The organism is Pseudomonas sp. NPDC089996 (assembly GCF_044748405.1).
In the GTDB taxonomy this organism is placed as follows: Bacteria; Pseudomonadota; Gammaproteobacteria; order Pseudomonadales; family Pseudomonadaceae; genus Aquipseudomonas.
Genome location: NZ_JBIVGA010000003.1, coordinates 454,418 through 466,448, shown reverse-complemented (window position 1 = coordinate 466,448; position 12,031 = coordinate 454,418). Strand labels below are relative to the sequence as shown.

Annotated in this window: 9 protein-coding genes and 3 pseudogenes; 9 read left to right on the top strand and 3 right to left on the bottom strand. The window is 62.5% G+C overall.

Annotated elements, in window-relative coordinates:
- The first annotated feature begins 129 nt into the window (after positions 1-129).
- The 3 genes and pseudogenes from ACIPW4_RS07630 to ACIPW4_RS07620 form a co-directional block, all read left to right on the top strand.
- Positions 130-1,386: pseudogene (locus tag ACIPW4_RS07630) on the top strand (DUF6861 domain-containing protein).
- 10 nt (positions 1,387-1,396) lie between these two features.
- Complete coding sequence (locus ACIPW4_RS07625; protein ID WP_400656329.1) at positions 1,397-2,014, top strand: GAD-like domain-containing protein; 618 nt, start codon at positions 1,397-1,399, stop codon at positions 2,012-2,014.
- Positions 2,015-2,060: 46 nt separating this feature from the next.
- Positions 2,061-2,180, top strand: a pseudogene (locus ACIPW4_RS07620) (T6SS immunity protein Tdi1 domain-containing protein); the annotation flags it as partial.
- 45 nt (positions 2,181-2,225) lie between these two features.
- Here the strand turns inward: ACIPW4_RS07620 and cysZ are convergent.
- The gene (gene cysZ / locus ACIPW4_RS07615; RefSeq protein WP_400656327.1) at positions 2,226-2,954 is read right to left on the bottom strand and encodes a sulfate transporter CysZ; all 729 of its coding nucleotides are present in this window, start codon (positions 2,952-2,954) and stop codon (positions 2,226-2,228) included.
- 310 nt (positions 2,955-3,264) lie between these two features.
- On the opposite strand from cysZ, the gene trxB reads away from it, so the two are divergent.
- On the top strand, positions 3,265-4,227 hold the full coding sequence (trxB, locus tag ACIPW4_RS07610; RefSeq protein WP_085673809.1) for a thioredoxin-disulfide reductase: 963 nt from the start codon (positions 3,265-3,267) through the stop codon (positions 4,225-4,227).
- Between the two features lie 55 nt (positions 4,228-4,282).
- Here trxB and nadC read toward each other — a convergent pair whose 3' ends face one another.
- The gene (nadC, locus tag ACIPW4_RS07605) at positions 4,283-5,131 is read right to left on the bottom strand and encodes a carboxylating nicotinate-nucleotide diphosphorylase (RefSeq protein WP_400656325.1); all 849 of its coding nucleotides are present in this window, start codon (positions 5,129-5,131) and stop codon (positions 4,283-4,285) included.
- A gap of 246 nt (positions 5,132-5,377) precedes the next feature.
- Between nadC and ACIPW4_RS07600 the strand changes: the two genes are divergently transcribed.
- The 5 genes and pseudogenes from ACIPW4_RS07600 to ACIPW4_RS07580 all read left to right on the top strand — a co-directional run bounded on the left by ACIPW4_RS07600 (position 5,378) and on the right by ACIPW4_RS07580 (position 11,148).
- The gene (locus ACIPW4_RS07600) at positions 5,378-7,522 is read left to right on the top strand and encodes a DUF1631 domain-containing protein (RefSeq protein ID WP_400656323.1); all 2,145 of its coding nucleotides are present in this window, start codon (positions 5,378-5,380) and stop codon (positions 7,520-7,522) included.
- An 89-nt stretch (positions 7,523-7,611) separates the two neighbouring features.
- A complete protein-coding gene (gene ampD / locus ACIPW4_RS07595) occupies positions 7,612-8,184 on the top strand; it encodes a 1,6-anhydro-N-acetylmuramyl-L-alanine amidase AmpD (protein WP_400656321.1) in 573 nt (190 codons plus the stop codon).
- Complete coding sequence (ampE, locus tag ACIPW4_RS07590; RefSeq protein WP_400656319.1) at positions 8,181-9,011, top strand: regulatory signaling modulator protein AmpE; 831 nt, start codon at positions 8,181-8,183, stop codon at positions 9,009-9,011. The genes ampD and ampE overlap by 4 nt, the downstream gene beginning before the upstream one ends.
- Positions 9,012-9,168: 157 nt before the next feature.
- A pseudogene (locus tag ACIPW4_RS07585) lies at positions 9,169-10,290 on the top strand (HAMP domain-containing protein); the annotation flags it as partial.
- Positions 10,291-10,332: 42 nt separating this feature from the next.
- Positions 10,333-11,148, top strand: a complete 816-nt coding sequence (locus ACIPW4_RS07580) for a methyl-accepting chemotaxis protein (RefSeq protein ID WP_400656462.1) — start codon at positions 10,333-10,335, stop codon at positions 11,146-11,148.
- Positions 11,149-11,254: 106 nt separating this feature from the next.
- On the opposite strand, the gene ACIPW4_RS07575 is transcribed toward ACIPW4_RS07580, so the two are convergent.
- Entirely contained in the window at positions 11,255-12,031 is a 777-nt protein-coding gene (locus ACIPW4_RS07575) for a TatD family hydrolase (RefSeq protein WP_400656317.1), read from the bottom strand.

Sequence of the window (12,031 nt, the reverse complement as noted above, 5' to 3'; positions counted from 1 at the left end):
GCCGCACCAACCCGATCTCCATTCACCCCACCAGCTACGAAATAGACATTTCCTACAACCGTCTCAGGAATTTCCCACCCAGCTTCATGATGTGATTTCCCCTGCACAAAACTGGCAGGGAGACGCCTCATGCTGCTCTGGCACATCGTGCCCACCTGGCGCGATATCGAGACACGCATCACCGATGAAATGGGCTATCAGGGAGGTGGCCATTTTCGTACTTACCTCAACGAAGAAGTACCGTCACTGGCCCTCAACCTGCGCCGCGTGGACAGCGTGCGGCGCGCGTTCCACAAAGCTGAATGGGTAGCGGGCGGGTTGCTGCTCCAGCGCTTCGCCGACCTCGAGATCCAAAGCATCCTCAACGACCTGCTCGCCGTCGCCGAGCAGATGGCGATGATCGTCGCCGGCAGCGCCCTCAAGGTCAGCGGCTGGATCCTCGGCGCGCTGGGCATCGCCTCCATCGCCGAGTTCTTCGTAGAAGGCCTGCCGCGTATCGGCGAGTACTATCTGGACGGCATCGGCATCGCCTGGGAAGGCACACGCGGTGAGGAAGGGCTGAACGCGTTCAGCCAGGACAACCCGTTCGCCATCGACTAGGCAGCGCATTTCATCGCCACCGGGCATGTGGAAGTGGTCATGCTGCTGTTGGGCGCCATGGTGTCCTACCTCACCCGTGGGGGCGGCAATGCAGGTGTGCTTGCCCACGAGATGGCCGCCAGCAAGAAAGGCGCACGGATCGGGCAATGGATGCTCAAGCATGAAGAGGCCCTGAAGAAACGGCCGGACCTGCAGGTGCCGGAGCGGCGCAAAGGCGCGGCGGGTGAGCCACAGCCTGCGCAGCCGAACCGGCCGGCGGGGAAAGACAAGGAGCCATCCACGGGCAAGCCGGGTAGCATGCCGTTGCATACGGTGGCGTGTTTCAAGGCAGATAACTTGCCAGTTTCGAAACATGGCGAGTTTGAGAGGCAGTTGAAGGGGCAGCAAGATGGACTCAATCGGCTGACAGTTGAGGAGTTCCTGGAGCACGTCGCCAACCCCATAAAACGAAGCCCTAGCGCGGCCAGGCGAGCGCGTAAGGAATTCGAAGAAGGTTTAACCCAGCGACTAGAACAGGAATTGCAGGAGTCAATGGGTTTCAGGGCCGCAAAAATAGAGGCCTCAAAAAGGGCAAAGGAAACCATGGCAAGCCTTGCAGCCCTGCACAACCCGGATCTTATCGCTGGGGGCAGGGACGTCATTTCAGATTTTGGAGATCGCCAGGTCAACTCAAGTATTGGGCCGCAATGGAGTACTAAGATTGACCACATGAAGAATGCGGCAGCAGCAGTTCCGGAGTCATCGAGGAATAAAACTGTCATGAATGTCAAACTTCATAAGTGCTAGGAGGTTGGTGATGGATGAGGCGTTTTCGATTTTTTTAGAAGAATTTGGTGCTCCCATCGAACGCAGGGAGGTGCCAGTTTCGAGCATTCAGCGCTATCGCGGATTACTGCCTGATCAGTTGCTGGAATATTGGTCCGAGCATGGGTGGTGTGGCTATGGTTCTGGGATTTTCTGGATGGTCAACCCGCAAGAGTATGATGGAGTAGTAGCCTCTTGGCTGGAGAATACAGAATTTGAAAAAATGGATAGTTATCACGTAATCGCTAGAAGTGCCTTTGGGGATCTCTATCTATGGGGAGAGAAAACAGGCGCATCACTCAAGATTACCAGCATTCTTTCGCGCTGTAGTGTTCACAAATCCATTTATATTGGGGATAAAATGGACAAGGGCGTTCAAGCGTTCATGGTATCCAAGCGGGTAGGCACGAACGACTATGGTGATTTGTTCAAACCCGCACTAAAGAAATTTGGCCTGCTCGGTCCAGATGAAATGTACGGTTTCACCCCTGCATTCATGCTCGGAGGGCTCGACGATCTTGAACACATGGAGAAGCTGAAGATTGTCGAGCATTTGATGTTTCTCTCGCAAATTACCGAGCTCAAGCCATTTGACTATTCAGACTGTTAGGAGGCTTGTCTTTACTGTGGCATTTGAGATGTAAGGATTTGTTCCGGCGCTAGCGTTTGGTGGGTTAAGCAAGCTTGAAAATTTACGAAAGGTAAGCGTAGTGGAGCACTTGATACTGCTCACTCAGTTGTCACCTCTAAAACCCTACAGTTTCTCCGATTTCTAAAAGAATACGCTTCGAAAAGGGGCTGCCCCGCAGCCCCTCGCTCAATCAGCTCCGCTCCCTTACCCAGAACAACGTAGCCCCCGCCACCGCCGCCGGCATCATCAGCACGTTCACGCCCGGAATGAGCAAGGCCAGGTAGGTAATGCCGCCAAACCCCATCGACTGCCAGCGCTTCTGCCGCAACCACGCCAGCATGTCCTGCCAGCTCATCTTGTTGTTGTCCGCCGGGTAGTCGATGTACTGGATAGCCATCATCCACACACCAAAGACCAGCCACAGCGGCGCGGCAACCACGTTGACCACCGGAATCAGCGACAGGATGAACAGGCCGATGGCCCGCGGCAGGAAGTAGCCAAGCTTGCGCATCTCGCGGCCAAAGGTACGCGGCACCATGGCCATCAGCTCGCCCCAGCTGAACGCCGGGAACGGGTCCTGGCCACGCACGACCACTTCGACCTTTTCCGCCAGAAAGCCATTGAACGGCGCGGCAATGATATTGGCCACCAGGGTGAAGGTGAAGAACACCATCAGCACCAGCAAGGCGACGAACAGGGGCCAAAGAATGTAGGAAAGGAAGCTTAGCCAGCTGGGCAGGGTCGGCATCAATGCGTCGAGCCACAGGCTGAACTCGTGGCCGGCGAAGTAGATCAGGCCGCCGAACAGCAACAGGTTGATCGCCAGTGGCAGCAGCACGAACATCCGCAGGTTGGGGCTCAGCACCAGTTTCAGGCCTTCGCGCAGGTACTGGGGGCCGGAGAGGACAGGGGCTTGCATCGGGATACTCCGCAGAGAAGGGAAAACGCGCTGACCTTACCGAGTTTGCCGCGCCGACGAAAGGCAGGCGGGCATGAAGAAACTGGCTGTAACAAATGTGCGAGGGCCGCTTGCCCAAGTGAAAATCGCAGATAGAGGATGCCTATGAGGTGGATTGTCGAAGGATATTTCCTTAATCTCTGCCACCTCGCTACAGTGCGCTCAACTTTCCGCTTTCTGGACCTGCGCGTTGTAGCCTTCCCCAAGTGCTGCGTGGGTCCTTTTAATTTCCAGCTGGCGGCCCCTGCGGCCCGCTCGACAGGAGTTCGACATGTCTGAAGTACGTCATTCGCGCGTCATCATCCTCGGTTCCGGCCCTGCCGGTTACAGCGCCGCGGTCTACGCCGCCCGCGCCAACCTCAAGCCACTGCTGATCACCGGCATGCAGGCGGGTGGGCAGCTGACCACCACCACCGAAGTCGACAACTGGCCGGGCGACCCCCACGGCCTGACCGGCCCAGCCCTGATGCAACGCATGCAGGAGCACGCCGAGCGTTTCGAGACCGAGATCGTCTTCGACCACATCAATGCCGTCGACCTGGCCAACAAGCCGTTCACCCTGCAGGGTGACAGCGGCAAGTACACCTGCGACGCGCTGATCATCGCCACCGGTGCCAGCGCCCGCTACCTGGGCCTGCCATCGGAAGAAGCGTTCATGGGCAAGGGCGTTTCCGCCTGCGCCACCTGTGACGGTTTCTTCTACCGCAACAAGCCGGTCGCCGTGGTCGGTGGCGGCAACACTGCCGTGGAAGAAGCGCTCTACCTGGCCAATATCGCCAGCAAGGTGACCCTGGTACACCGCCGCGAAACCTTCCGCGCCGAGAAGATCCTGGTCGACAAGCTCAACGCCCGCGTTGCCGAAGGCAAGATCGAGCTCAAGCTCAACGCCACCCTGGACGAAGTGCTGGGTGACAACATGGGCGTGACCGGTGCGCGCCTGAAGAACAATGACGGCAGCAGCGACGAAATCAAGGTCGACGGCGTGTTCATTGCCATTGGCCACACCCCGAACACCTCGCTGTTCGAAGGCCAGCTGACCCTCAAGGACGGCTACCTGGTGGTTGCCGGCGGCCGTGAGGGCAACGCCACCGCCACCAATGTCGAGGGCGTGTTCGCTGCCGGCGACGTGGCTGACCACGTTTACCGTCAGGCCATCACCTCGGCCGGCGCCGGCTGCATGGCGGCATTGGACGTCGAGCGTTACCTGGACGGCCTGGCCAACGCCTCGTTCTGATTCAGGCAATAAAAAAACCGGCCATCCGGCCGGTTTTTTCATGCCTGCAATTTGCTCACAGGCTCAGCCGCATCGACAGGTCAACCGCCTTCACATCCTTGGTCATGGCGCCAATCGAGATGTAGTCGACGCCGGTTTCGGCAATGACCCGCAGGGTGGTTTCATTGACCCCGCCGCTGGCTTCCAGCTTGGCCTTGCCCGCGGTGATATGCACCGCTTCGCGCATTTCATCCAGGGTCAGCTCGTCGAGCATGATGATGTCCGCGCCTGCATTCAGCGCCTGGCGCAGCTCATCCAGGCTTTCCACTTCGATTTCCACCGGTTTGCCGGGGGCGATGCGGTGCGCCGCCGCCACTGCCTCGGCCACGCCACCGCTGGCGGCGATGTGGTTTTCCTTGATCAGGAAGGCGTCATAAAGGCCGATGCGGTGATTGTGGCAGCCGCCGCAGGTGACGGCGTACTTCTGCGCCAGGCGCAGGCCCGGCAGGGTCTTGCGGGTGTCGAGCAGCTGCACCTGGGTGCCTTCGACCAGGTCGGCCAGGAAGCGAGCACGGGTAGCCACCCCCGACAGCAGTTGCAGAAAGTTCAGCGCGCTGCGCTCACCGCTGAGCAGCGAACGCGCCGGGCCTTCGAGGTGGAACAACGGCTGATTGGCGGTCGCGCGCTCGCCATCGACCACCTGCCAATGCACGGCCACGCGCGGGTCGAGCTGACGGAACACGGCATCGACCCAGGCGGTGCCGGCGATCACGCAGTCTTCGCGGGTAATGATGGTGGCCTTGGCCAGGCGCTCGGCCGGGATCAGTTGCGCGGTGATGTCGCCGCTGCCGATGTCCTCCAGCAGCGCACGGCGCACATTGGCTTCGATCTCGGCGGTCAGGTCGGCAAGGCGTAGGTTCGGCATGGTCGGCTCCACTAGCAAGATGCCGGCGATTATAGGGCAGGGGAGCGGCGCCGTGTACCGCTGCCGCGCAGGCGACCATTGGTCAGGTCAAATGAGCATTTTCCTGAAAACAGAGTCACTTCCCGGCACGCAGAAGAGTGCTGGCAGCGGTCGGCATTTTTACCGATAATAGCGCCCAACATTTGGCGTCATAGCTTTGACGATTGCTCGCCCTGTCGTACAGGTCACCCCCTCAAGGAGTCCGGGATGTATAAAGAAGGCAAGGTGGTGCCCCTGGCAGCTGCCCTCGATCGTGGCTCACGCACGCCTTTGCCATGCCTTCCAGTGCTGCTCCTGCAGGTACGTGACAAGGCAGCCTTGCAACTGCGCCAGGCGCTGCAAGCGCTGTTCGACAATGCAGACGACACGCTTTTCGAAATGGCCGACCGGGCGGCCGACCGCTTCGATCAGAACCTGTACTTCGAGGCCATGCGTGACCTGCGCCTGAAGCGCAAGAGCATCGAACGCGGCTTTCTCGATATTTTCTACGACACCTTCGCCCGCATCGGCCAGTTCGACCCGCTGGGGCAGCAGGGTGCGAACAACAAGGTGCACATGGAGCGTACCGTCGCCGTCGACGGCATGGTCGCGCGGGTGCTGTCGCGTGATGGCTTCGCCCTCGAGCAACTGGGTATGCGCCTCCAGCGCCTGCTGGCACGCAGCTTCGACGAGCAGCAGAACCCGTTCGGGCCTGCTGCGCTGTGTGGTTACTTCCTCGATGCCGGGCGCAACCTGGGGGTGGGCCTGCGGGTCAAACTGATCCTGCTGAAGCTGTTCGAGCGCTACGTGCTGCGTGACATCGACGTGCTTTATGCCGAGGCCAATCAGTTGCTGGCCGCTGCGGGCGTGATGCCCGAGCTGCAGCCGGCGCCGCGTCGGCGCGCCGAGGACCACCGGCTGGGTTCGCGGCGCGTATCGGTCAGCCTCGAACCTGATGCCATCGGTGCGGACAGCGCCGGGCATGCATTCATGCAATCGCTGGAAGGCTTGCTGGCACCGTGCCGAGGCCGCATCGCCCCGCGCCTGCAAGCTGTCGCCAGCGCCCAGCCGATCAGCACTGCCGACCTGCTGCGCCTGCTTTCGCACCTGCAGCACTACGTGCCGGCCACCGTCGACGATGACGACTTCGACCTTGAGCAGCAGCTTGAACAACTGCTGCTGCGAGTCAGCGTGCGCAGCGGTACCCGGCGGCACATCGCATGCGCCGACGAGGACATGATCAACCTGGTCGGCCTGCTGTTCACCTGCATCGCAGCCGACCGCAACCTGCCGCAGAGCCTGCGCGCACTGATCGTTCGCCTGCATATTCCGCTGCTCAAGGTGGCGCTGCTGGACAACAGCCTGTTCAGCCGTGCCAGCCATCCGGTGCGGCGCCTGCTCAACGAGATCGCTGCTGCCGCGATTGGCTGGGAGACCGGCAGCGAGGGCCTGCGCGACAGCCTGCATCTGCGTGTGGAGCGCATCGTCCAGCGCCTGCTCAATGACTTCACTGAAGACACCGCACTGTTTGACGAACTGCTGGAGGACTTTCTGGCCTTCAGCCATGACGAGCGCCGGCGCAACGAACTGCTCGAGCAGCGTACGCGTGATGCCGAAGAAGGGCGCGCCCGTGCCTTGCAGGCCCGTCAGCAGGTGCAGCAGGCGCTCAACCTGCGTCTGCGCGGGCGCACCCTGCCGCAGGGGGTGGTAAACATGCTGGTCCAGGCCTGGAGCCAGGTGTTGCTGATGGCCTGGCTCAAGCAGGGCGAGGCGTCCCAGGCCTGGCAGCAGGCGCTGGCGACCATGGATACCTTGCTCGCCAGCATTGCCCCGCATCAGCAGCCACAGGCGTTGTTGCAACAAGTGCCAGGCTTGCTCAAGGCCCTGCGTGACGGCCTGGCCAACGTGGCGCTGGACTCGGCGGCCACGCGCGGGTTCTTCCAGCAGCTTGAGCAGTTGCACTTGCGTGCGTGCGAGGGCGCCGAACGGCCAGATGGCAGCGATGAACTGGCCGAAGTCCTGGTCGCCGAGGACATCGTGTTGGCCATCGCCGAAGAGTCCGCCTGCGCACCGCTCCTTCAACGCGATGAGCAAGGGGCGGAGCTGCGCCAGGTCCAGCGCCTGCGGATCGGCACCTGGGTAGAAATGCTCGATGACGACGAGCCGCTGCGCTGCAAGCTGGTGGCGCGCATCGACAGCAGCGACCGGCTGGTCTTCGCCAACCGTACCGGGATGAAGGTGCGCGAATGGAACTCGGCCGGCCTGGCGCAGGCCCTGCGGCGCGGCGCGGCACGGCTGCTGGATGATGGCCTGCTGTTCGAGCGGGCACTGGAAACCGTGCTCGAAGGGCTGCGCCAGCAGCAGGTTCACTGAACCGGCGGCATTACAATCATTCACCTGCACAGCGGCCCGCACGCAAGGCATACTGCAGCTCTGTACCGGTACTTTTCAGGATTTGCCCCATGCAATTGAACCGTGCCACTGGCTGGTTCGACGAAGGTGAAATCGCCCACTGCCCTTCGCCGAACTTCAACGCCCGCCCGGAGGGCGAAGCGATATCCCTGCTGGTGATCCACAACATCAGCCTGCCGCCGGCCTGCTTCGGCAGCGGTAAGGTCCAGCAGTTCTTCCTGAACCGCCTTGACCCGAACGAACACCCCTACTTTGCCAGCATCAGCCACCTGACCGTTTCGGCGCACCTGTTCGTCGAGCGCAACGGTGCGGTGACCCAATTCGTGTCGTTGCTCGACCGTGCGTGGCATGCCGGCGTGTCGTGTTTCGACGGGCGCGAGGGTTGCAACGATTTTTCCATCGGTATCGAGCTCGAAGGCACCGACGATCTGCCCTACACCGATGCCCAGTACGCCGTGCTGGAGCAGCTGACCCGGCAGATCCAGGCCGCCTGGCCGGTAATCAGCCTTGAGCGCATCCAGGGCCACAGCGACATTGCCCCGGTGCGCAAGACCGACCCCGGCCCGGCCTTCGACTGGGCGCGCTACCGCAAGGCCGTGAAGGACAACGAGGACAACGCATGAGTTTTCTGGTGCTGTTATTGGCGCTGTGGGTGGAGAAGTTTTCCGCGCTGCGCCATCAGGTGCAACGAGATGGCTTTTTCCTTGGCGAACTGGTGCGACTCGAGCGCAGTGGCAAGGTCCACCCCTGGTGGACGCTGGCGATCCTGGTGCTGGCACCGGTCGCCCTGCTGGTGCTGTTGCTGCACGTGCTGGAGCCGGTGGCCTATGGCCTGCTGGCGTTGCCGTTGCACTTGCTGGTACTGATCTACAGCCTGGGACGCGGCGATGCCAAGCGTGCGCTCGGGCCATTTCGCGATGCCTGGCGGCGTGGCGACGACCAGGCCGCGCTGCATGTGGCCGAACGCGACCTGGGCCTGGCGGCCGACGAGCCCCATAGCCTGCTGGTACGCGTGCAGGGTTACCTGTTGTGGCAGGCCTACCAGAGCTTCTTCGCGGTGATCTTCTGGTATTTCGTGCTCGGGCCAGGCGCGGCGCTGGCCTATCGCCTGCTGGCGCTGACGGGCGAGCATAGCCGTCAGCCTGCGCTCAAGGCGCGTGCTGAGCAGCTGCGGCATGTCATGGACTGGCTGCCGGTGCGTGTGCTCGCCCTGAGCTTCGCACTGGTCGGCAATTTCGTTGCGGTGATGCGGGTAATGCTGCACGAGCTGCTCAACTGGCACATCAGTGCCGGGCACCTGGTGGCAAGAGTCGGGCGCATTGCCGATGACATCCCCGAAGAAGAAGACCCCCAACGCGGCCTCGGGCGGCTGGACAGCCTGTGGGAACTGCTGCTGCGCTGTGCGGTGTTGTGGTATGCAGGGTTTGCCCTGTGGACGGTGCTGGTCTGACCGGGCGCGGTTGGTGTAGGGACGGGCTGGTTAACCTTAAGTTACAAACCTCCGATTCGTTCTGCGGTATACAAGTGGCCTAGTGCTATCTCTGCAGAACAACAAGAATCCATGGAGGTGCCCCGTGAAGCGTCTGCTCTACCCGGCCATCGCAGTGATGAACAGGCTGAGCTTTGGCCAGAAGTTCAGCCTCATCAGCGCCCTGTTCTTCCTGCCCATGCTGGCCACCAGTTTTTATCTGGTGCGCGATGCCTACCAGCAGTTCCAGGCTACCCGTGCCGAGTTGCAAGGCATCGCCCCGCTGGCGGACAGCCTGAACCTGCGCGCCGACCTGGAAGCGCTGGGCAATCTGTTGCAGATCAATGCCGTGCTTGGCCAGTCAGGCCAGGCCGGGGACTTGGAAGCGCGTATCGCGGCGTTGCAGGACAAGGTCCAGGCGCAGTTGCACACGTTGCAAGGGGATGAGGCGGTACCGCAAGGCAAGCTCGAAGAACTGGCAGGGGCATTTGCCAGTGCACGGGCAGAATCGTCGCTGCAGAACAAGGCCGCACTGTTCGACAAGCTGCTGGCCCAAGCCCAGATGCTGAGCAAGCAGGTGGTGAGCCAGGCCGGCCTGAGCCAGGACAGACAGGCGCCGGTACGCCAGCTGAGCGAACTGCTAGGGGTGACCACGGCGCAGGTTACCCAAGCCCTCGGGGAAGGGCGGGCCATGGGCGCCGTCGCGTTGGGGAGGGGGTTCATCGACTCCTCTGGCAGTGCCCGTTTCGAAGACCTCGTGCAACGCCTCGATCGCCTGGCGGCCGACTATAGCCTGCGGCTGGACGACGCCCTCGCCACCGACGCTGGCGCCGAGGCCGGCCTGGCACAGGCCGCGCAAACCAGCCAGGCGACGGTCAGGCAGGCTGCGTCGTTGTTCGAAGAGCGAGTGTTGGTGGCGGAAACCCTCGATGCGCCCTGGCCGCTGTTCTACGAACAGGTCGGCGAACTGATTGCACAGACCTACAGGCTGAATGACGCCGTGCTTGCGCACTTGCAAGGGCAGCTGCAAGCGCGCCTGGCAGAGCAGCGCTTGCGCATGCTTGCATTGGGCGCGGTGCTGGCCAGTGTGTTCGTGCTGATCCTGTACCTGTATGGCGGCTTCTATGTGTCGACCCGGGCCACATTGCGGCGGCTGGGCGGTGCCATGGACAAGGTGGCAGCGGGCGACATGACTGTCAGCTTCCAGGCCGACAGCCGCGATGAGCTGGGCGAGCTGGGCCAGGGCTTCAGCGAGACCGTGCGCCGTATCCGCGGCCTGATCGACCAGGTCGGGCGCACCGTGATGGCGGTCGAAGAGCAGGCCGGGCAGGTGCTGGCGGTTTCGGCGCGGAGCAATCAGGCGGTCAGTGGCCAGCGTGAGCAGATAGAACAGGTGGCCACGGCGATGAACCAGATGAGCGCCACTGCGCAGGAGGTGGCGCGCAGTGCCGCGCTGGCTGCGAACGGCGCACAGCAGGTCAACCTGGAAAGCGCCAATGGCCGTAGCCTCGTGCACAGCCAGCAAGCCAGCATCGGCCGCCTCGCCGAGGAAATCGACCAGACCGTACTGGCGATCAATCGGTTGGCCGATGACAGCCAGGCCATCGGCCAGGTGCTGGAAGTGATTCGCAGCATTGCCGAGCAGACCAATCTACTGGCCCTGAATGCCGCCATCGAAGCAGCCCGGGCCGGTGAGCAGGGGCGTGGGTTTGCCGTGGTGGCCGATGAAGTGCGTACCCTGGCGCGGCGTACCCAGGATTCCACCGCGCAGATCGCGCAGATGATCCAGCGCCTGCGCGACGGTGTGGAGACGGCGGTACGGGCTATGGGTAGCAGCCATCAGATGGCGGCGGGCACAGTCGATGAAGCGCGCCAGGTGCAGCAGGCGCTGGGCAACATCCTGGGAGCAGTGGGTGGGATCGTCGAGCAGAACCAGCAGATTGCTGCAGCGGTGGAGCAGCAGACGGCGGTGGCACATGATATCGACCGCAACATCGTGGCGATTAACCGGGCGGCGCAGGATACAACTCATGGGGCCTGCCAGGCGGAGGATGCCAGCCGGGTGCTGTCGACGCAGGTGGAGGAGTTGAAGCGGTTGATCGGGGCGTTCAGGGTCTGAGGTTTACCTGTGCCGGCCCTTTCGCGGGCACGCCCGCTCCCACAGGTACAGCACAGGCCTTGAATGGGGTGCTATCCCTGCGGGTTTACCCGCGAAAGGGCCGGCACTACCAGCCAAAAAGCTCACAGGCATTGCGGCTGCTGGCTTCAGCCAACACTTCAGCCTCGATGCCCATCACCTCGGCCAGCGCCTGGGCGATCTCCGGCAGGTGCTCAGGGCTGTTGCGCTGGCCGGCAAACATCGCCGGCGCCATGTCCGGCGAGTCGGTCTCCAGCACGATGCTTTCCAGCGGCAGGCGCGGCAGGGTCTTGCGCAGGCGTAGCGCCTGCGGCCAGGTCGCTGCGCCCCCCAAACCCAGCCGGAAGCCCAGCCTGATGTATTCCTGCGCCTCTTCGTAACTGCCGGCAAAGGCATGGATCACCCCCGCCCGCGCCGGCTTGTAGCGCTTGAGCGTAGCAATCACCTGGGCGTGGCTGCGGCGTACATGCAACAGCGCAGGCAGCTCGAAGTCACAGGCCATCTGCAGCTGTGCTTCGAACAGCGCCTGCTGGCGCGCTTTGTCCAGCGCTTCGAGGTAGTAGTCCAGGCCGAACTCGCCGACGGCGCACAGCCGTGGGTCGCCATGCAGGCGCTCCAGCCATTCGCGCAGCTGCGTCAGGTGCTCTGGGCGGTGCTGCTCAAGGTAGATCGGGTGCAGCCCCAGCGCCGCCTGTACGTTGCCTTCGGCGCAGGCCAGGTCCCACACCCGTTGAAAATTCGCCTGATACACCCCCAGCACCACCATGCGCTCCACGCCCCGCGCCGCCGCGCTGGCCAGCAGGCGCGAGCGGTCGGCGTCGAAGTCGGGGAAATCCAGGTGGGTGTGGGTGTCGATCAGGCGCAT

Bases quoted from the DNA above. Each gene is read 5' to 3' on its own strand.
- ACIPW4_RS07625 (WP_400656329.1), top strand. From the start codon at position 1,397: ATGGATGAGGCGTTTTCGATTTTTTTAGAAGAATTTGGTGCTCCCATC.
- cysZ (WP_400656327.1), bottom strand. From the start codon at position 2,954: ATGCAAGCCCCTGTCCTCTCCGGCCCCCAGTACCTGCGCGAAGGCCTG.
- trxB (WP_085673809.1), top strand. From the start codon at position 3,265: ATGTCTGAAGTACGTCATTCGCGCGTCATCATCCTCGGTTCCGGCCCT.
- nadC (WP_400656325.1), bottom strand. From the start codon at position 5,131: ATGCCGAACCTACGCCTTGCCGACCTGACCGCCGAGATCGAAGCCAAT.
- ACIPW4_RS07600 (WP_400656323.1), top strand. From the start codon at position 5,378: ATGTATAAAGAAGGCAAGGTGGTGCCCCTGGCAGCTGCCCTCGATCGT.
- ampD (WP_400656321.1), top strand. From the start codon at position 7,612: ATGCAATTGAACCGTGCCACTGGCTGGTTCGACGAAGGTGAAATCGCC.
- ampE (WP_400656319.1), top strand. From the start codon at position 8,181: ATGAGTTTTCTGGTGCTGTTATTGGCGCTGTGGGTGGAGAAGTTTTCC.
- ACIPW4_RS07580 (WP_400656462.1), top strand. From the start codon at position 10,333: ATGGCGGTCGAAGAGCAGGCCGGGCAGGTGCTGGCGGTTTCGGCGCGG.
- ACIPW4_RS07575 (WP_400656317.1), bottom strand. From the start codon at position 12,031: ATGCGCCTGATCGACACCCACACCCACCTGGATTTCCCCGACTTCGAC.